Origin of the sequence: Pseudomonas nitroreducens NBRC 12694, from assembly GCF_002091755.1 — a bacterium.
Classification (GTDB): domain Bacteria; phylum Pseudomonadota; class Gammaproteobacteria; order Pseudomonadales; family Pseudomonadaceae; genus Pseudomonas; species Pseudomonas nitroreducens.
Genome location: NZ_BDAI01000004.1, coordinates 279542 through 306295, shown reverse-complemented (window position 1 = coordinate 306295; position 26754 = coordinate 279542). Strand labels below are relative to the sequence as shown.

The following is a 26754-nucleotide window of genomic DNA, read 5'->3' as shown; positions in this document are numbered from 1 at the left end:
GACCGGGCTTTTCAGAAGGTGAAGCTGCGTCGGCGATCAGAACGCCGGAACGACGGCACCCTTGTACTTCTCGAGGATGAACTGCTTCACCTCGGGGCTGTGCAGGGCGGCGGCCAGCTTCTGCATGGCGGCGCTGTCCTTGTTGTCCGGGCGGGCAACCAGGATGTTCACATAGGGCGAGTCGGCGCCTTCGATGGCGAGCGCGTCCTTGGTGGGGTTCAGCTTGGCTTCCAGGGCGTAGTTGGTGTTGATCAGGGCGAGGTCGACCTGGGTCAGCACGCGCGGCAGGGTGGCCGCTTCCAGCTCACGCACCTTGATGTTCTTCGGGTTCTCGACGATGTCTTTCGGGGTCGCGGTGATGGACTTGTTGTCCTTGAGCTTGATCACGCCGGCCTTGTCCAGCAGCAGCAGGGCGCGGCCGCCGTTGGTAGCGTCGTTGGGGATCACCACGGTGGCGCCCGAGGGCAGCTCTTCGAGCTTCTTGAACTTGGTGGAGTAAGCGCCCAGCGGCTCGATGTGCACGCCGGTGACGGCGATCAGGCTGGTGCCCTTGGTCTTGTTGAACTCATCCAGGTACGGCTGGTGCTGGAAGAAGTTGGCGTCCAGGCGTTTCTCGGCGACCTGGGTGTTGGGCTGCACGTAGTCGGTGAACTCCTTCACCTTCAGTTCGACCCCTTCCTTGGCCAGGATGGGTTTGACGAAATTGAGGATCTCGGCGTGCGGCACCGGAGTGGCGGCGACGGTCAGGCTGTCGGCAGCCTGGGCCAGCGGGGCGGCGATCACGGCGGCGGCAGCGAACGCGGCGAACAGTTTCTTCATGGTTGGCTCCTTGGCGGCCCGCATCCGGCGGGCCTTGTGGTTATTTGCGGGAATAGTGGACCACCAGCTTGTCGCCGACGGTCTGCAGGATCTGGACGAGTACCACCAGCATCACCACGGTGAGCAGCATCACGTCGTCCTGGAAGCGTTGGTAGCCGTAGCGGATCGCCAGGTCGCCGAGGCCGCCGGCGCCGACCACGCCGGCCATCGCGGTGTAGGACACCAGGGTGATGGCGGTGACCGTGATGGCGGCGATGATGCCTGGGCGGGCTTCGGGCAGCAGGGCGTTCCAGATGATCTGGCGGGTGCTGGCGCCCATTGCCTGGGTGGCTTCGATGATGCCTTTGTCCACCTCGCGCAGGGCGGTTTCCACCAGGCGCGCGAAGAACGGCGTGGCACCCACCACCAGCGGCGGGATGGCCCCGGCGACGCCCAGCGAGGTGCCGACCAGGATTACCGTGAGCGGGATCAGTACGATCAGCAGGATGATGAACGGCAGCGAGCGCAGCACGTTGACGATGAACGCCAGCACGCCGTAGATGCCGCGGTTGGCGAACATCTGTTTGGGCCCGGTGAGGAACAGCAGCACGCCCAGCGGCAGGCCGAGGATGACGGTGAACAGCAGCGAACCGCCGAGCATCCAGAAGGTGTCGAGGCTGGCCTGGAGAATCTCGGACCAATCGATGTTTACAAAAAAGTCGCTCATGCGCGCAGCACCTCCACATGGACTTCGGCGGCGTTGAGCTGCGCCATGGCGGCCTCGATGTCACCGCCCACCAGGGACAGGGTGAGCTGGCCGTAGGGCTGGTCCTTGATGCGGTCGATGCGGCCGGCGAGGATGCTGTAGTCCACGCCGGTCTGGCGCGCGACGGTGCCCAGCAGCGGCGCGTAGGTCGCCTCGCCACGGAAGGTCAGGCGCAGGATGCGGCCCGGCACGTGGGCGAAGTCATCGTGCTGCTCGTTCTCGTCCACACGCTCGGCCTCGAAGACGAAGCGGCGGGTGGTTTCGTGCTGCGGGTGGAGGAACACGTCGGCGACGTCGCCCTGTTCAACGATGCGCCCGGCATCCATCACGGCGACCTGGTCGCAGACCCGGCGGATCACGTCCATCTCGTGGGTGATCAGGACGATGGTCAGCTTCAGCTCGCGGTTGATCTCCGCCAGCAGTTGCAGGACCTGGCCGGTGGTCTGCGGGTCGAGGGCGCTGGTGGCTTCGTCGCAGAGCAGGATGGTGGGCCGGCAAGCCAGGGCGCGGGCGATGCCGACGCGCTGCTTCTGGCCGCCGGACAGCTGTGCCGGGTACTTGCGGGCGTGATCCTGGAGGCCGACGCGCTCGAGCAGTTCGTCCACCCGCGCGGTGATCTCGGCGGCGCTGAAGGTGCCGGCGAGCTTCATCGGCATGGCGATGTTGTCGGCGACGGTCTTGGAGGCCAGCAGGTTGAAGTGCTGGAAGATCATCCCGACGCGCTGGCGGAAGCGGCGCAGGCCGTCGGCGTCCAGGGCGGTGATGTCTTCGCCGTCGATGACGATGCGCCCGCCGCTGGGTTCTTCCAGGCGGTTGATCAGGCGCAGCAGGGTGCTTTTACCGGCGCCGGAATGGCCGATCAGGCCGAACACCTGGCCGCCCTCGATGGACAGGCGGGTCGGCTGCAGGGCCGGGATATCGCGTCCGGCGACGCGATAGGTCTTGTGGACGTCGTGGAATTCGATCACGTAGCAAACCTTGTGGGTACGGCGTGTGGGAACCTGTTCATGGCGTGCTGCGCGTCGGCATTACTGCGTTGAAAACAGGCGAGAAATGCTCATTTACGCGTGAGTAGACTCCGCTTTCTCGCCTGTTTTCGCCTTGTACTGCTCTAGCTCGCAAGCCCTAAACAGATTCGGGACCTACTAAGTTGTCGAGGGATAAACGACAAACGTAGGCGGTCAGCCAAAACCGCGCATTTTAACCTGCTTTTTTATGGCTGATTAATCTTTGTTCAACTAACTGCGGAACAAAAGGGCATAACGGGCACCGCGAACGGGTGCCCATGGGCTTACGGCGTGCAGGTTGGCTGAGCGCCGGGTGCGGCGGGCTTCTGCAGGCCGCTGACATCGGCGGCGACGCCGGGGGCGCGGGGCATCAGCGAGCGGGCGCGGGTCAGGGCGGTGGTGGCGCCGTTGACGTCGCCCTTGGCCAAGGCCTCGCGGCTGCGCTCCAGGTAGGCGTCGGCCAGGCGCTTGCGCCGCTCGGCGAGCTGGGTGGTGTCTTCCTGCTCGGAACCCAGCGCGAGCTGCGCGGATTCCAGACGGCCGGCGGCCAGTTCGGTCTCGAAGGCGCTGCTGCTGGTTGGGGTGGTCGCGGTGCTCTGGCAGGCTGCCAGGGCAAGCGCCATGGCCATCAGCGCGAACAGGCGGATGACGAACGACTTCATGCGTCAGGGTCTCTTTTGATCAAAAAATCGCCAAATTCTACACCGTCCGGCGCGGCAGGACAAAGCTCAGCAGGAACAGGGCTGCCGCGCTGACCACGATGGAGGGGCCGGCAGGAGTGTCCTTGAACCAGGACAGCGAGAGGCCGGCGCACACTGCCACCAGGCCGATCAGGCTGGCGCCGAAGGCCATCTGCTCAGGGCTGCGTGCGTGCCGTTGGGCAGCGGCGGCGGGGATGATCAGCAGCGAGGTGATCAGCAGCACGCCGACAATCTTCATGGCCACGGCGATGACGATGGCGATCAGCAACATCAGCGCCAGACGGATGGCGGTGACCGGCAGGCCTTCGACCCGCGCCAGTTCCTCGTGCACGGTGATCGCCAGCAGCGGCCGCCACAGCCAGCAGATCAGCCCCAGCACCAGGGCGCTACCGGCGACTATCCACAAGAGGTCGGTCTGGCTGACGGCGAGCAGGTCGCCGAACAGGTAGGCCATCAGGTCGACGCGCACTTCCTTCATGAAGCTCAGCGTCACCAGGCCCAGCGACAGCGTGCTGTGGGCGAGGATGCCGAGCAGGGTATCGGCGGCCAGCGGCTGGCGCTGCTGCAGGGTGACCAGCAGCACGGCGAGCAGCACGCAGCCGACGGTCACCGCCAGGGTCGGGCTGACGTCCAGCAGGAAGCCGAGGGCGACGCCGAGCAGGGCGGCGTGGGACAGGGTGTCGCCGAAATAGGCCATGCGTCGCCAGACGACGAACGAACCCAGGGGCCCGGCAACCACCGCCAGGGCCAGCCCGGCGAGGAGGGCGTTGAGCAGGAAATCAGCCATGGTTGCAGTCGGGGCCGTGCTGGTGGACCGGAGTGAAGCGCGTGCCGGCGGGGAAGGCGGGTTTCACCACCTCGCCGTGCAGGTCGTGGGAGTGGTCGTGGTGGTGGTGATAGACCGCCAGGCTGCGGGCGTCCTGGCCGAACAGCTCGACGAAGGCGGGGTCGCCGCTGACCTGTTCCGGATGCCCGGAGCAGCAGACGTGGCGGTTCAGGCAGACCACCTTGTCGGTGGCGCTCATCACCAGGTGCAGGTCGTGGGAAACCATCAGCACGCCGCAGCCGAGGCGGTCGCGCAGGCGGCCGATCAGGCGGTACAGCTCGGCCTGGCCGGCGACGTCGACGCCCTGCACGGGTTCGTCGAGCACCAGCAGTTCCGGCTTGCGCAGCAGCGCGCGGGCCAGCAGCACGCGCTGCAGTTCGCCGCCGGAGACACTCTGCAGCGGCTTGTCGAGCACATGGGCGGCACCGACTTCCTTCAGCGCGTCGAGCGCCTGGGGGCGCTGTACGCCCGGCACCAGGCGGAGGAAGCGGAAGACCGTCAGCGGCAGGGTCGGATCGACGTGGAGTTTCTGCGGCATGTAGCCGATGGACAGCTTCGGCGCGCGCCAGACGCTGCCGCTGTCGGGCTTGAGCAGGCCGAGCACGCTGCGCACCAGGGTCGTCTTGCCGGCGCCGTTGGGGCCGATCAGGGTGACGATCTCGCCGGGGGCGATGGTCAGGTCGACGTTCTGCAGCACCGCCTGGCCGCCATAGCTGACGCCGACGCCTTGCAGGCGGATCAGGGCGTCGCTCATCACGCCTCCCGCTGGCCGGGCGCGCAGGCGCCGCAGAGGCCGACGATCTCGACGGTCTGGCTTTCCACGGCGAAGCCGACACCCTTGGCGCCGGCAACGATGGCCTCGCTGATGGCCGGTTGTTCCAGCTCGATGGCGGTGTGGCAGGCGCGGCAGATCAGGAACTGGCCTTCGTGGGCGTGTTCCGGGTGCGCGCAGCCGATGAAGGCGTTGAGGGAGGCGATGCGGTGTACCAGGCCGTTTTCCAGGAGGAAGTCCAGCGCGCGGTAGACCGTCGGCGGCGCCGCCTTGCGGCCGTCTTCCTCGCTCAGCACGGCGAGGATGTCGTAGGCGCCCAGCGGCTTGTGACTGGCCCAGACCAGCTCCAGCACGCGCCGGCGCAGCTCGGTCAGGCGCACGCCATGGCGCGCGCACAGCGCGTCGGCGTCGGCCAGGGCGCTGGCCACGCAGTTGGCGTGGTCGTGCGGGCGGCAGGCGAGGGGAGTCTTGGGGGCGATCTTGTACATGCGCGGCGACGCTCGGGTTCAGAGACGTTATTATATTACTCTTTCATGTCTCCCCTGTGTGAGTGCCGCCGTGTCCTTCCGTCCCGTCGCCCTGCTGACCGCCTGCTGCGCGCTGCTGCTCAGCCTCCCCGTGCGTGCCGAGGTCAGCGTGCTGACCAGCATCAAGCCGCTGCAACTGATCGCCGCTGCCATCCAGGACGGTGAAGGGACGCCGGACGTGCTGCTGCCGCCGGGCGCCTCGCCGCACAGCTACTCGTTGCGCCCCTCGGACATCCGCCGCGTGCGCGATGCGCAGCTGTTCTACTGGGTCGGCCCGGACCTGGAGAACTTCCTGCCCAAGGTGCTGGACAGCCGCAAGGGCCCGAGCGTGGCTGTGCAGGACCAGGCCGGCATGCATCTGCGCAAGTTTGCCGATTTCAGTGAGTCGAACCACCCGGACCACGACGACCACGATCATGACGACCTTGGCCATGATCACGACCACCGTCCCGGCATGATCGACGCCCACCTCTGGCTGCTGCCGGCCAACGCCCAGGTGATCGCCGCGCGCATGGCCGAAGACCTGGCCATCGCCGACCCGACCAATGCCAGCCGCTACCAGGCCAACCTGAAAGCCTTCGACGAACGCATGGAGACACTGAATACGCGCTTGAAGCAGCGCATGGATCCACTCAAGGGCAAGCCGTTCTTCGTCTTCCACGAGGCCTTCGATTACTTCGAGGAGGCCTACGGCCTGCGGCACGCCGGTGTCTTTGCGGTGTCTGCCGACGTTCAACCGGGCGCCCGCCATGTCGCGGCCATGCGCGCGCAGCTGCAGAAGGCCGGCCCGGCCTGCATCTTCAGCGAACCGCCGATCCGCCCGCGCCTGGCCGACACCCTGAGCCAGGGCCTGCCGGTGCGGCTGGCCGAGCTGGATGACCTGGGCATGGGGGTGAAGGTGGATGCGCAGGGTTACGAACATCTGCTGGGCAATCTGGCGGATGAGTTCGCGGGGTGCCTGGAGAAGCTCTGAGTCTGGCTTGCCGGGGCTCTTACTCGGGGCTACTCCAGGCCTGACCCGAGCGCAGGAGCGGACTCCGTCCGCGACAGGTTCGCCTCGCGCCTGACAGCATGGTGGCCGCGTCCGCTAGCCGGGGCCAGCTATCGGGCAATCCAGAGAAGACATAGCGAGAGCGTCACCAGCGAACCCAAGGTGGACAGCAGAATGCTCCGCGACACCACCGCCGCTTCGCGCTGGTAGTACTCGGCGAGCATGAACGGCCCGGTGCCAGTGGGCAGTGCGCTGAGCAGCAGCGCCGAATCGGCCCACAGCGGCGGCAGGTCGAAGACCTTGTGGGCAAGGAAGCCGGTGAGCAGCGGCTGGCCGATCAGCTTGATCGCCACCAGCGGCCAGGCGCCGACCTGCTCGCCTCGCACTTCCTGCTTCTGCGCCAGGAACAAGCCGAGCGATACCAGAGCACAGGGCGTCGTCGCGGCGGCGAGCATGTCGAGGAAATGCAGCAGCGGCGCCGGTAGGCCGATGTCGGTCAGCGCCCACAGCCCACCGATGATCGGCGATACCACCAGCGGGTTCTTGCCCAGCGCCTTGGTCACTACCCAAACGGCGCGGCCAATGTGTTTCTCCTCTTGCAGGCCGACCTCGATGCACACCACCGAGATGGCGAACAGCACGCAGACGACCAGCAACGAGGCGATCAGCGCCGGCTCCAGGCCATCCTGGCCGAACACCAGCAGGCACAACGGGATGCCCATGTAGCCGGTGTTGGCGTAGGACGCGCTGAGCCCGTCGATGCTCGCCGCCGGCAACGGCCGGCCCTGCAGCAGGCGCCAGGCCAGCGTGGCGAAGAAAACCAGCAGGCAGCCGCCGGTAAAGGCGGCAAGGAAGCCCGGTTGCCAGATTTCCGCCCAGGTCGCGGTGGCGGTGACCTTGAACAGCAGTGCCGGCAGGCACAGCCAGACCACCAGCTTATTCACCTCCGACGCGGCCTGCGGGCCGAGGCGGTTGCTGCGTCGGCACAGCCAGCCCACCAGGATCAGCGCGAAGATCGGCAGGACGACGGCGAAGACGGTGTGCATGGCAGGGAAACCTGGAGAAGCGGGAGCGGCAGGCGAGCATAGGGTTGCCAATCGATACCGTCCAATGCTTACTAGGGCGCCCATCCATACCCTTTCCGTATCGATGATCGACTTCCGCCAGCTGCGCTATTTCCTCGCCCTCGCCGAGCACCTGCACTTCGGCCGTGCCGCCGAGGCGCTGCACATCACCCAGCCGCCGCTGAGCCGGCAGATTGCCGCGCTGGAGGAGGAGCTGGGCACTCCGCTGTTCGCCCGGCATTCCCGCTCGGTGGAACTGACCGCCGCCGGCCGCGATTTCCAGCAGCACGCCCGCGCCTTGCTCTCGGGCCTGGATCTCGCGGTGCGCGCTGCCCGTGCCACCGCGCGCGGGGAACGTGGCGAATTGCGGATCGGCTTCACCATGCTCGCCGCCTGGACGCTGCTGCCGCGCCTGCTGAAGGCCTTCGCCGATGGCCACCCGGAAGTGAAACTGGTGCTCAACGAGGTTCTGCCCCGCGACCTCGGCCCGGCGCTGGACAACGGCGAAGTGGACGTCGCCCTGACCTTCCCCGAGCGCGAGCCGGGCCAGCGCCTTTACCGCACCCTGCAACGCGAGCCGCTGTGCGCGGTGCTACCGACGGTTCATCCGCAGGCGCAGACCGCCGAGCTGGACCTGGCGAAGCTGGCCGGCGAGCCCTTCATCACTTTCCCGCCCGCCACGGCGCCGGCGCTGCACGAGTCGGTGATGGATTGCTGTCGCCAGCATGGGTTCGCCCCGTCCGTACGCATGGAAACGCACCTGCAGCAGACCATCGTCAACCTCGTCGCCGAGGGGCTGGGCGTCTCGCTGGTGCCCGACTCGATGCGGCGCATGCAACTGCCCGGCGTGGCCTTCCGTTCCATCGCGGACTCGCCGCAGGTGGAGTACGGCGCGGCCTGGAGCCCGCACAACGACAACCCGTGCCTGGCGGCGTTTCTGCGCAGCGCGGGTGCGGTCTAGACAACTTCAGGAGCGCGCCACACGCGCGATTGCAGGCATGGCGATCCTGCGCTCAGGCCATCCCTCACCCTAACCCTCTCCCAAAGGGAGAGGGGACCACTCGGTGAAGGACGAAAGCTTGGCGTCAGCCGGCACGGACAGCACCCTCTCCTTGGGGAGAGGGCTGGGGTGAGGGGGAAACGCAGGCACAAATATTCCAGAAAATGACACAGGGGTGTCCGCTCACACCCGCCCGGTCACCGGAATGCATGCGCCGGTGATCGCCGCCGCATCATCGGAGGCGAGGAACAGCAGGGTCGCCGCCAGTTGCTCCGGCCGCACCCAGCGGTCGAACTCGGCATCGGGCATGTCGGCCCGGTTCTGCGGGGTGTCGATGATGCTCGGCATCAGCGCGTTGACGGTGATCCGTGCGTCCTTCAGCTCTTCCGCCAGCGCTTCGGTCAGGCGCATGACACCGGCCTTGGACGCCGCATAGGCGCCCATGCCCAACGCCGCGCGGTTGGCCGCTGCTGCGGCGATATTGAGGATGCGCCCGCGCCCGCGCGTCTTCAGGTGGCCCAGGGCGGCCTGGCTGGAGACCACTGCGGTGCGCAGGTTGATGCGGTACATCAGGTCCCAGGTGTCGACGTCGCCGTCGGCCAGGGTTTCCCAGTGGAAGCCGCCGGCCACGTTGATCAGCGCATCGAGGCCGCCGAAGTGCTCGTTGACCTGCTCCAGCGCCGCGCGGGCGGCGGCAGGACCGGTGAGGTCGATACCGCCGATGGACAGCGCCCCGGCCTGTGGATAACGCGGGCCGACGGCACGGTCGAGCAGGGCGACCTGCCAGCCGGCATCGGCAAACGCCTGGCCGACCACGCTGCCCAGATGGCCGAAGCCGCCGGTGATGGCGACGATCCTGTTCATGTGGTGCTTCCTCGCGAAGAAGTGGGAGGCGCACTTATAGGGTTAGCAGGCGCGACGTGAAAGGTCGCGGGCGCCAGATGAGGGGACGGATCGGGACGGGGAATTTCCGGGCAGGTTCGGTGCTAAGCACAGCCCTCACCCTGACCCTGGCTGCGCGCCCCGCTCAGAGGTAAAGGGTACTGTCGGCAGCGAGGTGGCAGCACGGTGTCAGCCGGCACAATCGACGCCCTCTCCCTCCGGGAGAGGGCTGGGGTGAGGGTTGGCCCCGCAGCGGGGCCAACCCTCAAACGCCTACTTCACCAACCGCGCATCCAGGCTGTTCTGCGCCAACCGCTGCGCCTGCTCCTGGGTCATCCCCAGATGCTCATGCAGGGCCTGGAAGTTCTCGGTGACGTAGCCGCCGAAGTAGGCCGGGTCGTCCGAGTTCACCGTCACCTTCACGCCACGTTCGAGCATGTCGAGGATGTTGTGCTCGCGCATGTGGTCGAACACGCACAGCTTGGTGTTGGACAGCGGGCAGACGGTCAGCGGGATCTGTTCGTCGATGATGCGCTGCATCAGCCGTTCGTCCTCGATGGCGCGCACGCCGTGGTCGATGCGCTCGATCTTGAGCAGGTCCAGGGCTTCCCAGATGTACTCCGGCGGCCCTTCTTCGCCGGCGTGGGCAACGGTGAGGAAGCCTTCGCTGCGGGCGCGGTCGAACACACGCTGGAACTTGCTCGGTGGGTGGCCGACTTCGGAGCTGTCCAGGCCGACAGCGATAAAGGCGTCGCGGAACGGCATGGCCTGGTCGAGGGTCTTGAACGCCTCTTCCTCGGACAGGTGACGCAGGAAGCTGAGGATCAGGCCATGGCGGATGCCAAGTTTTTTCTCACCCTCCTTGAGCGCGCCCTGGATGCCGCGCAGCACCACCTCGAAGGGCACGCCACGGTCGGTATGGGTCTGCGGGTCGAAGAACGGCTCGACGTGGATGACGTTCTGCGCCTTGCACTTCTCCAGATACGCCCAGGTCAGGTCGTAGAAGTCCTGTTCGGTGCGCAGCACATCGGCGCCGGCGTAGTAGAGATCGAGGAACTCCTGCAGGTTGTTGAACGCATAGGCCTTGCGCAGGCTCTCGACGTCGCCCCAGGGCAGGGCGACCTTGTTGCGCTCGGCCAGGGCGAACAGCAGCTCGGGCTCCAGCGAACCCTCCAGGTGCAGGTGCAGTTCGGCCTTGGGCAGGGCATTGAGCCAGTCGTACATGGGGGAGGTCTCGTTATGGGTGGATCAGGCGCCAACATTGGCACACAGGCTGATCCGGCAAGCAATTGGCAGCGGGGCAACAGGCCCCGGCATGCGTGGACAGAGATAATTCTGACGCAAAAGACAGATATCCGCGAAATCTTCCGACCGGTCCCCTTTCTAGAATCGCAGCACCTCCCCCACAGCAGCCCGTTCCATGAACAAGACCCTGCTGGCCGTACTGGCTCTGCTGCCCTTAGCCCTGGCCGCCTGCGACGCCTCGTCTTCCTCCGACTTTAGGTACAACGAGGTGGTGACCCCCGCTTTCCTGCATAACGTGCAGCGCATCGATCGGGACATGAGAAGACTGAGCAAAGGCGATTTCGACTCCGGCGGTGCCGTCGCCGCGACGCGAGCGGTGGAAAGCCCGGCTGGCCACATCGTCGAACTCGAACATGATCTCAACCAGGTGCAGCAACTGCCGCACGGTGAGGATGCCGGCCGCTACGCCAGCAGCCTGTCGCGCTACTACGAACGGCAGATCGGTTACTACCAGCAACTCAGGCGCTATGCGGAATCCAGCGACAAGGCAAGGAAAGAGGCGCTCGCGCAGGAACTCGACGACGCGTACCAGGCGTTGCGCGTATTGCCCGACCAGGTCCTGGCGGCGCAGAAGCAATTCGTCGAGCGCGCCGACCTGCCCCACTGAGCTAACGAGTCGGCGACGGCGATCGGCAGGTCGCTGGTGCGCCTCCGGTCCATTGCCTAAGATGGCGCTCTCGCTTTCTTACGGAATGGACATCCCCCTCGATGCTGCGCGCGCTCAAAGAAGAAAAATTCCTCCTCCTCGCCCTGCTGGTGGCGATTGCGGTCTACCCGCTGGAGCACAGCCTGCTGGGTGGCGGCAAGATGCTCGCGGGGCTCACCGCGGCCGCGCTGCTGGCGGTAATCATCAGCGTCTCGCTGCGCGTGGCGCACCACGCCGAAATCCTCGCGGAAAAGGTCGGCGAGCCCTACGGCACCATGATCCTGACACTGGCGGCGGTGCTGGTGGAGGTGGTGATCCTGGCGATCATGATGGGCCACAACCATTCCCCGACCCTGGCTCGCGACACCATCTACGCCGCAGTGATGCTCGACATGAACGGCATCCTCGGCCTGGCCGCGCTGCTCGGCGGGTTGAAGCACGGTGAGCAGTCGTACAACGACGACTCGGGCAAGACCTACGTGACCATGATCCTCACCGCCGTGGGCATCTCCATGGTGGTGCCGGAGCTGATACCGGCCGAGCAGTGGAAGCTCTACTCCTTCTTCACCATCGGCTGCATGGTCATGCTCTACGCGCTGTTCCTGCGCATGCAGACCGGCCAGCACAGCTACTTCTTCAGCTACAACTACGCCACCCATGGCGAGCAGGGCGAAGGCCACGAGGCGGCCGGCAACAGCAAGCAGTCCATGGCGCTGCTGGTGGTCGGTGTAGTACTGATCGGCGCGTTGGCGGAGGTGATGTCCAAGGCCCTGGACGTCGGCCTGGAAGGCAGCGGCGTGCCGCCCATCGTGCCGGCGCTGCTGGTGGCGGCGATCTCCGCCAGCCCGGAAATTCTCACCGCACTGCGCGCCGCCATGGCCAACCGCATGCAGCCGGTGGTCAATATCGCCCTGGGCGCGTCGCTGTCGACCGTGATCCTCACCGTGCCGGTGATCGAGGCCCTGGCGTTGTTCAAGGGCCAGCCGATCCAGATGGCCATGACCCCGTTGCAGACCGGCATGATGTTCATCACCCTGATGGTTGCCGGCTACAACCTGCATGACGGCAAGACCAACGCCATCGAGGGCATGACCCACTTCGTGCTGTTCGCCACCTTCCTGATGCTGTCGTTCATGGGACTCTGAGCATGCTCAAGCTGTACCTCGCCGGCCCCGACGTGTTCCGCCCCGACGCCGTCGAGCAGGGCGAGCGGCTCAAGGCACTGTGCACCGAGTTCGGCGTGCAGGGACTCTATCCGCTGGATCATTCGGTGCCCGAGGGCATCGTCGAGCCGGTTGAGCAGGCCCGCTGGATCTACCAGGCCAACCTCGAGCTGATCCACCAGGCCGACGCGGTGCTGGCCAATCTCAACCCATTCCGCGGCGCCGAACCGGACAGCGGCACCGCCTTCGAACTGGGCTACGCCGCTGCGCTGGGCAAGCCGTTGTTCGGCTACATCGATGAAGGCGGCAGTTGCACCGAGCGCCTGCCTTGCGAATGGAAGGGTGACCAGCCGGGTCGCGATCGCGACGGCAATCAGATCGAGGGGTTCGGCCTGCCGCTGAACCTGATGCTCGGCGTGCCGGCGAAGATCGCCGTGGGAGGGGCGCGGGAAGCGTTGGAGTTGCTGCGGGAAGAGTTGCTTTCGTAGCAGTGGACTCGGTTTGCGATAGGTCCGCATCGCGTTGGATGCCCTTGCGGGCGGGGGCCGCTCTTGTGCCTCGTCATGGCACAGCGAATTGCCGGCAACAAAAAACGCGCCCAGGGGCGCGTTTTTGTTGGGCTCGCAATGATAGTCAGCGACGTTTTTCGAGCTTGAAGAAGAACACCTTGGTCGCCTGGCGGGCGACGATGCGGCCTCCACTGACGCGGGGCTCGAAGCGCCACTTGTCCATGGCGTCGCGCACGGCATTGTCGAACATGCGCGGCGGCGAGGACTCCAGCACCTGGATATCGGCGATGCGGCCATCGCTGGTGATGGTGAACAGCACCTTCACCCGGCCTTCGATGCCACGGTTCAGCGCCATGCGCGGATAGACCGGCGGGTCCATGCGCAGTGGCTTGATGTCGCTGTCGTTCAGGCTGCCGGTGGGCAGGCCGGCGGGGCCCTGCGAACCGGTCGGCGCGGCCTGGGCACCCTGGGTGAACTGGCCAACGGTGGGCGCGGCGGGCGGCGGCGGGGCGGCCGGAGTCGGCGGCGCGGCGGTTTCCTCGGCCGGTTCCGGGTCAGGCTCGGGCTTGGGTTTCGGCTTGGGCTTGGGCGACACCTTGGGCACGGCCTTCTCGACCGGCTTGGGTTTGGGCTTGGGCTTTTCCACCGGCTTGGGCGGCTCGATGGGCTTGGGCGGCTCGGGTTCCGGCGGCGGCGGAGTCGGCGCGGCAGCAGGCGGCTGCTGCACTTCCGGCTTGGGCGGCAGGGTGACGACACTCACCTGCATCGCCTTGGGCATCTCGCCGGCGCCCAGATTCAGTTCCGCCGGAGTCGGCATCACCCAGACCAGCGCGGCGACGATGGCCAGGTGCATGGCGATCGCCAGGCCCGAGGACTTCCACCAGCCGCCGGGGGGCGGGGGCTGCTCGCCGTCTTCCACGCCTTCGACCGGCGCCGCGTAGGGAATCAGGACCTCTTCGGTAACCACGTCCTCGTCGCGGCGGGGGCCGGCACAACTGACGAGTCGCAGGGTGGCCTCATTGACGCGCTGGGCATTCACGCTGGGCAAATGGGCGCCGTCATCCGCCGTGGCGGAAGTGAACAGCTGTTCCTCAGCGTCTGCGGCTGGACTGGCGTCCGCCGCCTTGCGCGGTTGGGGTAACGACATGAGAAAGCCTGCGGGAAGAGTTCACGAAGCAGTATCTGCTGATAATTATTATCATTCACTAGTTGCGCGAGGGCAACCTTATCCGTCAGATCGGTGCGATGGCGCAGCGTAAAAGGCCGTCCTGCAGGGCCTGCGGATCGACTTCGGCGGCCAGGATCAGCTCTATCCGACTGTCCTTGCGCCACGCGCTGGGTGTCCAGGGCGCCGGACCGACGGTGCGGTTGCAGGCCAGCCAGGCGGCCTCGCCATGCAACACGGCCTTGGCCCGCAGCAGGCCGGGAATCCCGCCCAGCCAGGCATCCAGTTCGTCCGTGCGGAAGCGCCAGTCTCGGTGGAAGCGCCAGCCGACCGACTGTCGGCCGTCCTCCACGCGCACCTGACGCAGCGGTAACTCGCGGCGTAACAGCATCGCCGGTTCGCCGGGCGGAGCACCCTGCGGCAAATCAGCGCCCGCCGGTTCAGTTGGCGTCATTGGCAGCTCGCCCAGCGACAGACGCCCCTGGATCGTCCAGCACAACGGCACGTCCGGCAGCTGCGCGGCCAGAGCCGCACGCGCCGCGCCATCCAAGGCTTCGGACTTGTTCATCACCAGCAGCGCCGCCTCGCCCAGCGCCTGCTGCTGCGCTTCGGGCAGGGGCTGGCCGACCGCCAGTGCGGCAGCATCGAGCACCATCACCATCGGTTGCACCGCCAGCACGCCCTGCCAGGGCGCCGCACGCAGTTGCGCCAGCAGTTGCGCGGGATGGCCGAGGCCGGACGGCTCGATGAACAGTCGCTGCGGCCGCGCCTTGCGCAGCAGCCGGCCGAGGCCGACCTGAAACGGCGCGCCATTCACGCAGCACAGGCAGCCACCGGCGACCTCGCCCAGGGCGATGCCGTCCTCGTCGCGGGACAGCAGCGCGGCGTCGAGCCCCACCTGGCCGAATTCGTTGACCAGCACCGCCCAGCTTTCGCCTGCGGGACGTTGCGCCAGCAAGGACTGCAGCAGGCTGGTCTTGCCGGCCCCGAGGGGGCCGGCGATGAGATGAGTCGGGATCTGCTTCAACATTCGCCCATGGTGCCGCCTGACGCTCGCCGGGAAAAGCGCTAGAGTCGCGGCTTCCCCTCGCCACCCCGGATCGATCATGCGCCTGTTGCTGCCTTTTGCTCTCGCCTGCCTGCCCCTGTTCGCCCACGGCGAGGCCTGCGTGGTGCATACCCAGGGCAAGCAGGTCGACGTGAAGGTCTGCCAGCAGAACCGCACCATCCCGGAAAAACTCTTCCGCGAGGGTTTCTGCCAACCGCAGCTGAAGGACCAGAAGGTCGAGGTGACCTACGCCGAAAACTGCCCCAGCGGCGCCTTCGGCGTCTGCGAGAACGCCCAGACCCAGGGCGTGCCCTATCGTCAGGACATCCACTACTACGGCGTGGCCAGCGATGCGCGCATTCTCCAGCCGTTCTGCGAGCAGCAGAGCAACGGCCACTGGCGCAAACCCCAGTAACGGTCATCGCCCTGTCACACGCTTCGGGCCTACTGTCCCCGGGTACCTCACACCCTCCCGGCGCCCCACGCCGGACATGATCTTGGTGAATTGGGCCGCTCTCCCCGGGCGGCCTATTTTTTTGCCCGGGCGACACCTCAACCCAGCCAGTCGAGCGTGAGCAGCAGGCGGCGCTCGCCGGGTGCCGGCAACGGCGAGCGGTGGATGATGCCGGAGCCAAGATTGCCGGCCCATTTCTCACCCTTGAACAGGCCTACGTCACCCGCCGCCATCTGGCGGATCTCCGCCCGGCTGGCCGGTTCGGCCGCCGCGTCGCCCAGCCGCGCGCGGGCCATGGCCCACTCCTCCAGCCACTGGCTGGCGGGCCCCGCATAGGTGGTGACCAGACGCAGCGGTACGTGATCGACGTGGAAGCGCGGACACATGGCCTTGTCCAGGCTGCGCAGGCGCAGGCCGATACGCTGCGCGCCGGTCAGGCAGGCGAAGGCTTCGGCCAGCCATTGCAGGTCGCTGCGAAACAGCGTGCAACCCTCAAGCATGGCGTACTGGCGCAGCAGGTCGCCCAGTTCGACGCGCTCCTCGAGCACATCCAGGCTCTGCGTCAGGTCCAGCGGCTGGGCGCTCAACCAACCGGCAAAGGTGCTGATCTCCGGGTACAGCGTACGTTGCCAGACGGCCAGATTGACGTCTTCCTTGAGCACCTCGGCGAGCACCTGCGGATCGCCGCCAAGCACCTGCCGCGGCCAGGCCGGGGTTTCGAGGGCGAGCATCAGGCGCCGGCCTCCCAGGGTTCGAAGGGATCGGGCAGGCGTTTCCAGGCGGTGGTGCCGGCGGCCATTTCCTCGTCATCCAGCAGGCAATGGTCCAGTTCGCCGAACAGCCGCTGGAAGTCCAGGTTCTGCCCGATGAATACCAGCTCCTGGCGGCAATCGCCGCTGTCCTCGCGCCAGTGGCGCAGCACGCTCTGCAGCTCGGTGGTGTCCTGTGGCCAGTGTTCGCGCGGGATAAAGCGCCACCAGCGTCCGGCCAGGCCGTGGCGCATCAGGCCACCGGCCTGGGACCAACTGCCCGCCTCGCGGTAGCGGCTGGCGAGCCAGAAGAAGCCCTTGGAGCGCAACAACCGGCCGTTGCTCCAGGGCCGGGCGAGAAAGTCATGAAAGCGCTGCGGGTGGAAGGGCCTGCGCGCCCGATAGACGCTGGAGGAAATGCCGTAGGCTTCCGTCTCCGGCAGGTGCTCGCCGCGCAGCTCCTTGAGCCAGCCCGGCGCTCGCTCGGCGCGCTGGAAGTCGAAGCGGCCGGTGTCGAGGATACGCGCCAGCGGCACCTGGCCCATGACCATGGGCTGGATATCGGCGTCGGGATTGAGCCTGCGCAGGATCGCCAGCAGCTCGTCGCGCTCGGCGCTGCCGATCAGGTCGATCTTGCTCACCAGGATCACGTCGGCGAACTCCACCTGCTCCACCAGCAGGTCGCTGAGCGAGCGCTCGTCGTCCTCGCCCAGGGTTTCACCCCGTTCGGCGAGGCTGTCGGCGCCCTGGTAGTCGGCGAGGAAGTTCAGCCCGTCGACCACCGTGACCAGCGTGTCCAGCCGAGCCAGGTCCGACAGGCTGCGGCCCTGCTCGTCGCGGAAGGTGAAGGTCTCGGCCACTGGCAGCGGCTCGGAGATGCCGGTGGACTCGATCAGCAGATAGTCGAAGCGGCCTTCGCCGGCGAGGCGGCTGACCTCTTCCAGCAGGTCTTCGCGCAAGGTGCAGCAGATGCAGCCGTTGCTCATCTCCACCAGGCGCTCCTGGCCGCGGTTGAGGCTGACGTCGCGCTGCACCTCGCGGCCGTCGATGTTGATTTCGCTCATGTCGTTGACGATGACCGCGACCTTGAGATTCTCGCGGTTCTTCAGGACGTGGTTGAGCAGCGTGCTCTTGCCGGCGCCAAGGAAGCCGGACAGCACAGTTACGGGAAGTGGCGCATTCATCACGGTGGGACTCCAGGGAAATCAGGCTTCGCGGACGTGCAGTTCGCGCCGTTCCTGGCGCTCCTTGGCCTCGATGCACAACGAGGCGGTGGGGCGCAGCAGCAGGCGGCGCAGGCCGATCGGTTCGCCGGTTTCCTCGCACCAGCCGTAGTCGCCCCGGGCCAGGCGCTCCAGCGCCTGGTCGATCTTGTCGAGCAGCTTCTTCTCGCGCTCCAGCAGGCGCAGTTGCCACTGGCGCGCCTCCTCGCGGCTGGCGACATCGGCCTCATCGCTGGCCCGCTCGGTGTCCTGCAACGCCTGGAATTCCTCGTCGATGCGCCCCTGCAACTCGTCACGCTGGTCCAGCAGCAGCGCGCGGAAATAGCCCTGTTGCGCCTCGCTCATGTAGGCCTCGCCGGGCTGGGCAAGCAGTTCCTGTTCGGTCATGACCGTCTCCGGAAGGGCGTGATCTTTATGTTATATTATAACGATGCATTGCCCGCAATCGGGAATCGACAGCCGCCCGACGACGTGCGATACCGATGTTCCGCTCCACCCGCCCGCCGAGACCTTCGATGCTGCGCCGCGCCCTGCTGCTCTGCCTGTTCGCTCCCTTCGCCCACGCCAGCGGTTCCGCGCCACTGCCTTTTCCCGGCGAGGAACCGGCGCGCTGCGCCTGGTCGGCTTCGGTGCTGGCCTGCATGGACGGTTCGGGGAATCTCTACAGCGTCGCCACCCAGGGCCACGACACCTACCTGCGCGGCTTCGAGGCGAGCAGCGGCCGGCGCTGGGCGCAGACCGGCACGCGCTACGGCAGCCTGACCTTCTTCAGCGGAGTGGCCAGCGACGGCCAGGTATGGGTCGGTACCAGCCGCGGCATCGGCTGGACCAACGTCAGCCGCTTCAGCAGCTCGTCAGGCGACAGCGCCCGGCTGACCTGCGGGCGCGTGAGCGGCTGCAAGCAGCAGGAGCGCTGAAGAACCCATTGCGGGATCGCCGGGAAGCAAATACGTTATATTATAACAATAGCCAGCCGTGATCCGCCCATGACCACCCCGCTTCCCGACATCGCCTGCCAATCCACCCGCCTGCCCATCCCGCTCGACTGGGTCGGCATGCAGGGCATCGCCGTGCCGCTGCGTATCGCCGGCGAGCGAGTCGCCGCATACGCCGACGCCGGTGTCAGCCTCGACGAAGCCGATGCGCGCGGCATCCACATGTCGCGGCTGTACCTGGCGCTGGAAGCACTGGCAGAAACCGAGCTTTCGCCGATGCTGCTAAGTGACCTGCTCAGACAGTTCCTGCGCAGCCACGCGCAGCTGTCCCGACGCTCCAGCCTGGCACTGCGTTTCGACCTGATGCTGCGGCGCCCGGCGCTGGTCAGCCCGTTGAGCGGTTGGAAGCGCTACCCCTGCGAGATCCACGCGCAACTGGAAGACGACGCGATGCAACTGGAGCTGCGCTTGACCCTGCCTTACTCCTCGACCTGCCCCTGCTCGGCGGCGCTGGCGCGCCAACTGATCCAGGAGCGTTTCGACGCCGACTTCGCCGGCCGCCCGCTGAAAGCCAGCGAGGTACGTGCCTGGCTCGGCAGCCCGCAGGGCATAGTCGCCACGCCGCACAGCCAGCGCAGCGAGGCCCGGCTGCACCTGCGACTCGCCCCAGCCGCGACGGCATTCGCTTTCAGCGAGCTGATCGATCACGCCGAAGACGCCCTTGGCACCGCCGTGCAGACGGCGGTGAAGCGTGCCGACGAGCAGGCCTTCGCCCTGGCCAACGGGCAGAACCTGATGTTCTGCGAGGACGCCGCACGCCGGCTGCACCGGGCGCTGGTGCCGCGAGAAGAGGTGTCGGGCTTCGAGGTGCGTGTGGTGCATGCGGAAAGCTTGCACGCCCACGATGCGGTGGCGGTGAGTCGCTGGGAACGCGACTAGGCGGCGAGGTCCAGCGCCAGGCGGATCTGGTCGCGGCACTGGATGCCGCTTTCGAAGATCGGCTCGGGGTAATGCCGCACGAAGTAATCCGGATCGATACCGACGATGCGGAAGCCGACCCGCTGGTACAGGCCGAGCTGCGCCAGGCTGGAGTTGCCGGTGGCAATGGTCAGGCGCTGCAGCCCGGCGTCGCGCGCCTGCTCGATGGCGGCCAGCAGCAGGCGACGGCCCAGGCCACGCTCCTGCCATTCATCTTCCACCGCGAGGCTGGTGATCTCGGCGACGCCGGGTTCGCGCGGCGTCAGCGTGAGGACGCCGCGCACGGAGTCCGCCTCGTTCAGCGCCAGCAGGCGGGAGTCGTACAGATAGCTCTCGATCTGATCGCGACTGGGGTCGGCCTTGAGCAGCAAGGACCAGGGCGCCTGTGCGGGCGACAATTCGACGAGGGACAGGTCCGGGAAGAAGTTCACCATGATTCATCTACCAAAGAGCCAGTGGGGACAGGGGGTTTAGCTCCCCGTGCTCCTCGATGCAAGCATTTTGCCCCGCGCCAGAAACGCATCGAGCCCGCCGAAGCGGGCCCGATGCAGGGGCAGAAAAGACTCAGGAGTAGATGTCGCGCCGGCTCCAGGGCACCTCCTGGCTGCCGTCGGCGTACGGCTTGCTGGCGAGAATCTGGTGCAGGTTGATCCAGCCCTTCTTGAAGCCATAGGCGCAACCGGCCAGGTACAGGCGCCAGATGCGCAGGGCCTGGTCGGGCACCAGTTTCGCCGCCTCGGCCAGCTTCGCTTCGAGGTTGGCGCTCCAGAAGTCCAGGGTGCGCGCGTAGTGCAGGCGCAGGCCTTCGACGTCGACCACTTCCAGTCCCGCCTCGCTCATGCGCGCCACGGCCAGTGACAGGTGCGGCAGCTCGCCATGGGGGAACACGTAGCGGTCGATGAAATCCCCGGCGCCGCGCCCCACCGGACGGCCATCGGTATGGCTGGAGGTGATCCCGTGGTTCATCACCAGTCCACCCGGGCGCACCGCATCATACAGTTGCTGGAAGTAGAGCCCGAGGTTGGCGTGGCCGACGTGCTCGAACATGCCGACGCTCACCACCTTGTCGTATCGGCCGTCACGCGGCAGGTCGCGGTAATCCAGCAGCTCCAGCGTCACCTGGTGTTCCAGGCCCTCGGCCTTGACCCGCTCGCGACCGAGCTTGAGCTGCTCCTCGCTGAGGGTAATGCCGTGCACCTGCACGCCAAATTCTCGCGCGGCCAGGCGCGCCAGCCCGCCCCAGCCGCAGCCGACATCGAGCAACTTCTCGCCCGGCTTCAGCCGCAGCTTGCGGCACAGGTGGCGCAGCTTGGCCAACTGGGCCGTGGCCAGGTCCTCGGTGCCGGTCTCGTAGTAGGCGCACGAGTACACCATCTCCGGGTCGAGCCAGAGCTGGTAGAACGCATTGGACAGGTCGTAGTGGTAATGGATGGCCTCGGCGTCGGTGGCCTTGTCGTGGCTTTCGCGAACGTAGTGGGCATCGCCGTCGTCGTCGTCGCCCAGCGCGCTGCTCAGGGCATCGGCAGTGGCGATCACTTCACCGATCGGCCCCTCGATGTCCATACGCTTCTCGACGTAGGCGCGACCGAGGATATCGAGACTGGGATGGGTGATCTCAGCCAGCAGGGTCGGATCGCGAACGACGAGCGTCACCTGCGGATCAGGCCCAAGGTCGAAAGCCTGGGCCTCGCCGATGCGGATACGCAGCGGCAACTGCAGGGACAGCAACTCAGAGGGCAGGTTGGCGTTCATGCATACCTCCTGGTCACAGGGCTGAAAAACTATAGACCAGCGTACCCATAGTCTTCCCCTATGGCCTGGCCCGCATAAAAACTATCGTGGCGCCGGCCACCGCGGGACGTGCCGGTTCCTTTGCATTGGAGCCCATTGCGAAGGTGTGCGTTCCCGGAAAATCCGCAGGCTGCAATGGAAGAATAGTTCGCTACGCAAGCGTAGCAGCGGATTCGGGAAGCATCCTTGCCAGCACCGAGATAGAGCCTTTACTGCCCCGCAACGATGACGCTGCTGTGACAGATGGCCGTTGCATTGCACTACACTGGGGCCCTCCGCCCGCCTCCCGGACGGAGATCCTCTGAAGTGAAGGGGGCTGTCTTGACTACCTTTTCCGAGCCGCGACCGGCAGTCCGCACCGTGCTGGTGGGGCTGATGCTGGCGATCTTCCTCGGTGCGCTCGACCAGACCATCGTCGCCGTGTCCCTGCCGGCGATCTCCGCCGGCTTCGGCGACTTCGACCTGCTGGCCTGGGTCATCTCCGGCTACATGGTGGCGATGACCATCTCCATGCCGATCTACGGCAAGCTCGGCGACCTATACGGCCGCCGCGTGCTGATGCTCTTCGCCATCGCCCTGTTCACCTTCGCCTCGCTGCTCTGCGGCGCCGCCCAGAGCATGGAGCAGTTGGTGATCGCCCGGGTCCTGCAAGGCATCGGCGCCGGCGGCATGATGTCGGTGAGCCAGGCGATCATCGGCGACATCGTCCCGCCCCGCGAACGCGGCCGCTACCAGGGCTACTTCAGCAGCATGTACGCGGTGGCGAGCATCGCCGGCCCGGTGCTGGGTGGGCTGCTCACCGAATACCTGTCGTGGCGCTGGGTGTTCCTGATCAACCTGCCGGTGGGCCTGGTCGCCCTCGCGGTATCCCGCCAGACCCTGCGCGGCCTGCCGGTGCCGGGGCGCAAGCCGGTCATCGACTACGTCGGCACGATGCTGATGATCGCCGGTCTGGGCAGCCTGCTGCTGGCGATCACCGAGGTCGGCCAGGGCGCACGCTGGAACGACCCGCAGATGCTCGCGCTGTTCGCCGCCGCAGTGGTGCTGATCGCGCTGTTCGTCGTGCAGGAACGCCGCGCACCGGAGCCACTGGTACCGATGCACCTGTTCGGTATTCGCGCCGCCACGCTGAGCTGGCTGATCAGCTTCTTTGCCAGCTTCCAGGTCATCTCGCTGTCAGTGCTGGTGCCGCTGCGCTTTCAGTCGGTGACCGGCGCGGGCGCCGACAGCGCCGCGCTGCACCTGCTGCCGCTGGCCATGGGCGTACCGGTCGGCGCGTACTGCTGCGGCCGTCTCACGGCGATCATCGGCCGCTACAAACCGCAGATCGTCGGCGGCGCGCTGCTGATGCCACTGGCGATTGCCGGCCTGGCGCTGACGCCGCCGAGCGCATACTTCCTTTCAGGGGTCTGCATGCTGCTCACCGGCATTGCCGCCGGCACGCAATTCCCCACCAGCCTGGTGGCGGCGCAGAGCGCAGTGGAAATGAAGCACCTAGGTGTGGCGACCAGCAACATCACGCTGTTCCGCTCGCTGGGCGGGGCGGTGGGGATCGCACTGATGTCGGCCCTGCTGCTGGCGATGCTGCAACCGCTGGCAGGCGACGCCGGCCATGGCCTGTCGGCCAGCGCCCTGCTGGCCAGCCTGAGCGGCGAAGGCCATGAAGCGCAGCGGCTGGCGCTGGATGGGGTGTTCGGGCACCTGTTCCTGATCAACGCCGGGTTCGGCGCCCTGGCCCTGTTGATCGCCCTGTCACTGCCCGACCACGCACTGCGCGGCCGGAGCAACGATTAGCGAATGGCGCGGGGTCAGTCCTCGTCGTTGAGGTAGCTGACCTTGCGCAGGTCCGGCAGCAGCAGGCAGACCAGCAGCGCCACGCCGCACATGACCGAGACATAGATGTAGAACACCTCCTCCATGCCGATGCTCTTCAGCCCCAGCGCAGCGTACTCGGCGGAGCCACCGAAGATCGCGTTGCCCACCGCGTAGGACAGGCCCACGCCCAGGGCGCGGATCTGCGGCGGGAACATCTCCGCCTTGATCAGGCCGCTGATCGAGGTGTACAGGCTGACGATGGCCATCGCCAGGATGATCAGGCCGAACGCCGCGTAGGGACTGCTGACGGTCTTCAGCGCGGCGAGGATCGGCCAGGTGCAGAGCATGCCCAGGGCGCCGAACCAGAGCATCGAGGTCTTGCGGCCGATACGGTCGGACAGCGCACCGAACAGCGGCTGCATGCACATGTAGCAGAACAGCGCGAAGGTCATCACGCCGCTGGCCACCTTGGCGTCCATCCCGGCGGTGTTCACCAGGTATTTCTGCATGTAGGTGGTGAAGGTGTAGAAGATCAGCGAGCCGCCGGCCGTGAAGCCGAGCACAGTGAAGAAGGCGCGCTTGTGGTGAGTGAACAGCTCGGTGAGCGTGCCCGACTCCTTGCGATTGAGGTTGGACTCCTTGGCCGTTTCACTCAGAGAGCGGCGCAGGTAGAAGGCGATCACCGCGGTGATCGCGCCGACCACGAAGGGAATTCGCCAGCCCCACTCCTTCAGCTCATCGGTGGTCAGCAGTTGCTGCAGGATCACCACCACCAGCACGGCCAGCAACTGGCCACCGATCAGGGTGACGTACTGGAAGGAGGCGAAGAAGCCGCGCTGCCCCTTGAGCGCCACTTCGCTCATGTAGGTCGCGCTGGTGCCGTACTCGCCGCCCACCGACAGCCCCTGGAACAGTCGCGCGAGCAACAGCAACGCCGGCGCCGCGACGCCAATGGTGGCGTAGGTCGGCATGACCGCGATGGCCAGCGAGCCGCCGCACATCATCAGCACCGAGATCATCATCGCGGTCTTGCGGCCCTTCTTGTCGGCGATGCGGCCGAACAGCCAGCCGCCGATGGGGCGCATCAGGAAGCCCGCGGCGAACACCCCGGCGGTGTTGAGCAACTGCACCGTCGGATCGTCCGAGGGGAAGAAGGCGTGGGCGAAGTACAGGGCGGTGAAGGCGTAGACGTAGAAGTCGAACCACTCCACCAGGTTGCCCGACGAGGCGCCGACGATGGCGAGGATGCGCGAGCGGCGCTCATGGGCGGAATACTGCGGTGCGGCAGGTGCGTTCATGGGGATTCTCTTGTCGGTTTAACTGCATCCCGGACGTGAGGACGGAACTCCCTCGCCGCCCTTGCCAGCGAATTGCCGCCAGGCATTTTTCACTGACACAATCAGAAACAGTATAGACGCTTCCGATAGCCGGCTAACGAAATCCGCGGCCTGGACCGGGCCTTTCGGTTCGAATATCGGACACTCACGAACGCGCGTTTGTCGTTTCCGATTGACCGGCCAGTAGCCAGCTTCTATCGTTGGCCCGCTCCCCACCCTGCGGGAGACTTGTCAGGTACCCCTCGCAGGGCCGGAGCCCGACCTTGTCCACAAGACAAGGTCGATTTCCATTCCCCTCGTGTAGCGGCTCAAGCCGCCTGGCCTCGGTGCCCCGTCCACACCCCCGGACGTGCAGGCACCGGGGGAATGTTGATCGTCCCCTCGCACTTCCCTCTCGAATTCCAGCACCCTGAAACGAAAAAAGGCCCCCGAAGGGACCTTTCTCCTGGCGCCTGCGCGCTTATTCCACCGTCACGGATTTAGCCAGGTTGCGCGGCTGGTCGACATCGGTGCCCTTGAGCACGGCGACGTAGTAGGACAGCAGCTGCAGCGGCACGGTGTAGAGAATCGGCGCCAGGCAGTCGTGGATCGCCGGCATGCCCACCACGTGGGTACCCTCGCCGTCGCTGATGCCGCTGCCACCTTCGGCAAAGACCACCAGCTCACCGCCGCGGGCGCGCACTTCCTGCAGGTTGGATTTGAGCTTCTCCAGCAGCTCGTTGTTCGGCGCCACGGTCACCACCGGCATGTCGGCGTCCACCAGGGCCAGGGGGCCGTGCTTCAGCTCGCCGGCCGGGTAGGCCTCTGCGTGGATGTAGGAGATCTCCTTGAGCTTCAGCGCGCCTTCCATCGCCACCGGGTACTGGGCGCCACGACCGAGGAACAGGGTGTGGTGCTTCTCGGCGAACAGCTCGCTGATCTTCTCCACCACCTTGTCCATGGACAGGGCTTCTTCCAGGTGGGTCGGCAGCCGGCGCAGCTCGTTCACCAGCTCGGCTTCGACGCCGTCGTTCAGGCGCTTTTGTACCTGGCCGATACCGAGGGTCAGCAGCAACAGGGCGACCAGTTGGGTAGTGAAGGCCTTGGTGGAGGCCACGCCGATTTCCGGCCCGGCGTTGGTCAGCAGGGTCATGTCCGACTCGCGCACCAGAGAGCTGGTGGCGACGTTGCAGATCGCCAGGCTGGACAGGAAGCCCAGCTCCTTGGCGTAGCGCAGCGCGGCCAGGGTGTCGGCGGTTTCGCCGGACTGGGAGATGGTGACGAACAGGGAATCCGGGTGCACCGCGACCTTGCGGTAGCGGAACTCGCTGGCCACTTCGACCTGGCAGGGAATGCCGGTCAGGCTTTCCAGCCAGTAACGGGCGACCATACCGGCGTGGTAGCTGGTGCCGCAGGCGACGATCTGCACGGTGCGCACCTTGGCCAGCAGCTCGCGGGCCTGCGGGCCGAAGTTGTCCACCAGCACCTGCCCGCTGCCCAGGCGACCTTCCAGGGTGCGCTGCACCACGGCCGGCTGCTCGTGGATTTCCTTGAGCATGAAGTGGCGGTAGCCGCCCTTGTCGGCCGCCTCGGCGCCCTCGTGGTAGCGCACTTCCTCGCGCTGCACCGGGTTGCCGTTGACGTCCCACAGCTGCAGGCCGTCGCGACGAATCTCGGCGATGTCGCCCTCTTCCAGGTAGATGAAGCGGTCGGTCACCTGGCGCAGCGCCAGCTGGTCGGAGGCGAGGAAATTCTCGCCATGGCCCAGGCCCACCACCAGCGGGCTGCCGCTGCGGGCGGCCAGGATACGGTCGGGCTGCTTGCTGCTGATCACCGCCAGGCCGTAGGCGCCGTGCAATTCCTTGACGACGGCCTTGAGCGCGACGGTCAGGTCGCCCAGCTCACCCAGGCGTAGATGCAGCAGGTGGGCAATGACCTCGGTGTCGGTCTGCGAGGTGAACTCGTAGCCACGCGCCTTGAGCATTTCGCGCAGGGGCTCGAAGTTCTCGATGATGCCGTTGTGCACCACGGCCACTTCACCACGGGAGAAGTGCGGGTGGGCGTTGGCCTCGGTCGGCGCGCCGTGGGTGGCCCAGCGAACGTGGGCGATCCCCAAACGACCGAGCAGCGGCTGCTCTTCGAGGGCCTGCTCAAGGCTGGAAACCTTGCCTGCGCGACGGCGGCGGTCCAGCGCACCGTCAGCCTGGATCACCGCCACACCGGCGCTGTCGTAGCCACGGTATTCCAGGCGCTTGAGGCCTTCGACGAGGATCGGGGTGATATTGCGCTCGGCGATGGCGCCTACGATTCCACACATGGTTTG

27 protein-coding genes and 2 pseudogenes are annotated in these 26754 nt (G+C 66.6%); 10 read left to right on the top strand and 19 right to left on the bottom strand.

Translation table 11 applies throughout. The annotated features are described in order from the left end of the window. Nucleotides 1-36: 36 nt before the first annotated feature. From PNI01S_RS13735 to zur, 7 genes are all read right to left on the bottom strand, one after another. A complete protein-coding gene (locus PNI01S_RS13735; RefSeq protein ID WP_024766992.1) occupies nucleotides 37-819 on the bottom strand; it encodes a MetQ/NlpA family ABC transporter substrate-binding protein in 783 nt (260 codons plus the stop codon). A gap of 40 nt (nucleotides 820-859) precedes the next feature. Next, nucleotides 860-1525, bottom strand: coding sequence for a methionine ABC transporter permease (locus PNI01S_RS13730; protein ID WP_024766991.1), 666 nt, complete (start codon nucleotides 1523-1525; stop codon nucleotides 860-862). Continuing rightward, nucleotides 1522-2532 (bottom strand): methionine ABC transporter ATP-binding protein, encoded by a 1011-nt coding sequence (locus PNI01S_RS13725; protein WP_024766990.1) that lies wholly within the window; start codon nucleotides 2530-2532, stop codon nucleotides 1522-1524. The genes PNI01S_RS13730 and PNI01S_RS13725 overlap by 4 nt, the downstream gene beginning before the upstream one ends. 323 nt (nucleotides 2533-2855) lie before the next feature. Further along, entirely contained in the window at nucleotides 2856-3233 is a 378-nt protein-coding gene (locus PNI01S_RS13720; RefSeq protein ID WP_065086392.1) for a hypothetical protein, read from the bottom strand. A 37-nt stretch (nucleotides 3234-3270) separates the two neighbouring features. Next, nucleotides 3271-4059: a zinc ABC transporter permease subunit ZnuB gene (gene znuB, locus PNI01S_RS13715; protein WP_017521234.1), complete on the bottom strand. Its 789-nt coding sequence runs from the start codon at nucleotides 4057-4059 to the stop codon at nucleotides 3271-3273. Next, nucleotides 4052-4852: a zinc ABC transporter ATP-binding protein ZnuC gene (znuC, locus tag PNI01S_RS13710; protein WP_024766988.1), complete on the bottom strand. Its 801-nt coding sequence runs from the start codon at nucleotides 4850-4852 to the stop codon at nucleotides 4052-4054. The genes znuB and znuC overlap by 8 nt, the downstream gene beginning before the upstream one ends. Further along, on the bottom strand, nucleotides 4852-5358 hold the full coding sequence (zur, locus tag PNI01S_RS13705; protein ID WP_084358433.1) for a zinc uptake transcriptional repressor Zur: 507 nt from the start codon (nucleotides 5356-5358) through the stop codon (nucleotides 4852-4854). The genes znuC and zur overlap by 1 nt, the downstream gene beginning before the upstream one ends. Nucleotides 5359-5428: 70 nt before the next feature. On the opposite strand from zur, the gene znuA reads away from it, so the two are divergent. After that, nucleotides 5429-6370, top strand: a complete 942-nt coding sequence (gene znuA, locus PNI01S_RS13700; protein WP_084358503.1) for a zinc ABC transporter substrate-binding protein ZnuA — start codon at nucleotides 5429-5431, stop codon at nucleotides 6368-6370. Nucleotides 6371-6498: 128 nt separating this feature from the next. Here the strand turns inward: znuA and PNI01S_RS13695 are convergent, their stop codons facing one another. Further along, complete coding sequence (locus PNI01S_RS13695) at nucleotides 6499-7434, bottom strand: AEC family transporter (RefSeq protein ID WP_084358432.1); 936 nt, start codon at nucleotides 7432-7434, stop codon at nucleotides 6499-6501. 64 nt (nucleotides 7435-7498) lie between these two features. Here PNI01S_RS13695 and PNI01S_RS13690 point away from each other — a divergent pair, with 64 nt between their 5' ends. Beyond that, the gene (locus PNI01S_RS13690) at nucleotides 7499-8413 is read left to right on the top strand and encodes a LysR substrate-binding domain-containing protein (protein WP_231387724.1); all 915 of its coding nucleotides are present in this window, start codon (nucleotides 7499-7501) and stop codon (nucleotides 8411-8413) included. A 222-nt stretch (nucleotides 8414-8635) separates the two neighbouring features. Here the strand turns inward: PNI01S_RS13690 and PNI01S_RS13685 are convergent, their stop codons facing one another. Continuing rightward, the gene (locus tag PNI01S_RS13685) at nucleotides 8636-9316 is read right to left on the bottom strand and encodes an SDR family NAD(P)-dependent oxidoreductase (protein WP_024766985.1); all 681 of its coding nucleotides are present in this window, start codon (nucleotides 9314-9316) and stop codon (nucleotides 8636-8638) included. Between the two features lie 291 nt (nucleotides 9317-9607). Further along, entirely contained in the window at nucleotides 9608-10558 is a 951-nt protein-coding gene (locus PNI01S_RS13680) for an adenosine deaminase (protein ID WP_038803473.1), read from the bottom strand. Nucleotides 10559-10754: 196 nt separating this feature from the next. On the opposite strand from PNI01S_RS13680, the gene PNI01S_RS13675 reads away from it, so the two are divergent. The 4 genes and pseudogenes from PNI01S_RS13675 (at nucleotide 10755) to PNI01S_RS13665 (ending at nucleotide 12936) form a co-directional block, all read left to right on the top strand. Then, complete coding sequence (locus PNI01S_RS13675; RefSeq protein ID WP_084358431.1) at nucleotides 10755-11246, top strand: hypothetical protein; 492 nt, start codon at nucleotides 10755-10757, stop codon at nucleotides 11244-11246. A gap of 101 nt (nucleotides 11247-11347) precedes the next feature. Then, nucleotides 11348-11935, top strand: a pseudogene (locus PNI01S_RS28905) (calcium:cation antiporter family protein); the annotation flags it as partial. Between the two features lie 60 nt (nucleotides 11936-11995). Further along, nucleotides 11996-12430 (top strand): annotated as a pseudogene (locus PNI01S_RS28900) (calcium:cation antiporter family protein); the annotation flags it as partial. Nucleotides 12431-12432: 2 nt separating this feature from the next. Then, on the top strand, nucleotides 12433-12936 hold the full coding sequence (locus PNI01S_RS13665; RefSeq protein WP_084358430.1) for a nucleoside 2-deoxyribosyltransferase: 504 nt from the start codon (nucleotides 12433-12435) through the stop codon (nucleotides 12934-12936). A 145-nt stretch (nucleotides 12937-13081) separates the two neighbouring features. On the opposite strand, the gene PNI01S_RS13660 is transcribed toward PNI01S_RS13665, so the two are convergent. Continuing rightward, complete coding sequence (locus PNI01S_RS13660) at nucleotides 13082-14104, bottom strand: energy transducer TonB (protein WP_084358429.1); 1023 nt, start codon at nucleotides 14102-14104, stop codon at nucleotides 13082-13084. A gap of 85 nt (nucleotides 14105-14189) precedes the next feature. Beyond that, a complete protein-coding gene (locus tag PNI01S_RS13655) occupies nucleotides 14190-15152 on the bottom strand; it encodes a CobW family GTP-binding protein (protein ID WP_084358428.1) in 963 nt (320 codons plus the stop codon). A 76-nt stretch (nucleotides 15153-15228) separates the two neighbouring features. Between PNI01S_RS13655 and PNI01S_RS13650 the strand changes: the two genes are divergently transcribed. Next, nucleotides 15229-15585 carry a hypothetical protein gene (locus PNI01S_RS13650; RefSeq protein WP_024766821.1) on the top strand — a complete coding sequence of 119 codons (357 nt, stop codon included), beginning with the start codon at nucleotides 15229-15231 and terminating at the stop codon, nucleotides 15583-15585. Between the two features lie 137 nt (nucleotides 15586-15722). Here the strand turns inward: PNI01S_RS13650 and PNI01S_RS13645 are convergent, their stop codons facing one another. The 3 genes from PNI01S_RS13645 to dksA are packed head-to-tail and all read right to left on the bottom strand — an operon-like array spanning nucleotide 15723 to nucleotide 17983. Then, nucleotides 15723-16355 carry a DUF1826 domain-containing protein gene (locus tag PNI01S_RS13645; RefSeq protein ID WP_065086383.1) on the bottom strand — a complete coding sequence of 211 codons (633 nt, stop codon included), beginning with the start codon at nucleotides 16353-16355 and terminating at the stop codon, nucleotides 15723-15725. Further along, entirely contained in the window at nucleotides 16355-17557 is a 1203-nt protein-coding gene (gene zigA, locus PNI01S_RS13640) for a zinc metallochaperone GTPase ZigA (RefSeq protein ID WP_084358427.1), read from the bottom strand. Before zigA ends, PNI01S_RS13645 begins: the two co-directional genes overlap by 1 nt. 21 nt (nucleotides 17558-17578) lie before the next feature. Further along, nucleotides 17579-17983, bottom strand: a complete 405-nt coding sequence (dksA, locus tag PNI01S_RS13635) for an RNA polymerase-binding protein DksA (RefSeq protein WP_024766818.1) — start codon at nucleotides 17981-17983, stop codon at nucleotides 17579-17581. A 128-nt stretch (nucleotides 17984-18111) separates the two neighbouring features. Between dksA and PNI01S_RS13630 the strand changes: the two genes are divergently transcribed. Further along, nucleotides 18112-18513, top strand: coding sequence for a hypothetical protein (locus PNI01S_RS13630; protein WP_065086381.1), 402 nt, complete (start codon nucleotides 18112-18114; stop codon nucleotides 18511-18513). Between the two features lie 69 nt (nucleotides 18514-18582). Beyond that, on the top strand, nucleotides 18583-19470 hold the full coding sequence (folE2, locus tag PNI01S_RS13625; protein WP_084358426.1) for a GTP cyclohydrolase FolE2: 888 nt from the start codon (nucleotides 18583-18585) through the stop codon (nucleotides 19468-19470). Here the strand turns inward: folE2 and PNI01S_RS13620 are convergent. Beyond that, the gene (locus tag PNI01S_RS13620; protein ID WP_065086379.1) at nucleotides 19467-19943 is read right to left on the bottom strand and encodes a GNAT family N-acetyltransferase; all 477 of its coding nucleotides are present in this window, start codon (nucleotides 19941-19943) and stop codon (nucleotides 19467-19469) included. The two genes, folE2 and PNI01S_RS13620, sit on opposite strands and share 4 nt — an antisense overlap. A 130-nt stretch (nucleotides 19944-20073) precedes the next feature. After that, complete coding sequence (cfaB, locus tag PNI01S_RS13615; protein ID WP_084358425.1) at nucleotides 20074-21261, bottom strand: C17 cyclopropane fatty acid synthase CfaB; 1188 nt, start codon at nucleotides 21259-21261, stop codon at nucleotides 20074-20076. A 360-nt stretch (nucleotides 21262-21621) separates the two neighbouring features. Between cfaB and PNI01S_RS13610 the strand changes: the two genes are divergently transcribed. Further along, nucleotides 21622-23094: an MDR family MFS transporter gene (locus PNI01S_RS13610; RefSeq protein ID WP_084358424.1), complete on the top strand. Its 1473-nt coding sequence runs from the start codon at nucleotides 21622-21624 to the stop codon at nucleotides 23092-23094. A 14-nt stretch (nucleotides 23095-23108) separates the two neighbouring features. On the opposite strand, the gene PNI01S_RS13605 is transcribed toward PNI01S_RS13610, so the two are convergent. Both PNI01S_RS13605 and glmS read right to left on the bottom strand, forming a co-directional pair. Beyond that, nucleotides 23109-24413: an MFS family transporter gene (locus PNI01S_RS13605; protein ID WP_084358423.1), complete on the bottom strand. Its 1305-nt coding sequence runs from the start codon at nucleotides 24411-24413 to the stop codon at nucleotides 23109-23111. 499 nt (nucleotides 24414-24912) lie between these two features. Beyond that, nucleotides 24913-26748, bottom strand: a complete 1836-nt coding sequence (glmS, locus tag PNI01S_RS13600; protein ID WP_084358422.1) for a glutamine--fructose-6-phosphate transaminase (isomerizing) — start codon at nucleotides 26746-26748, stop codon at nucleotides 24913-24915. Between the last annotated feature and the right edge of the window lie 6 nt (nucleotides 26749-26754).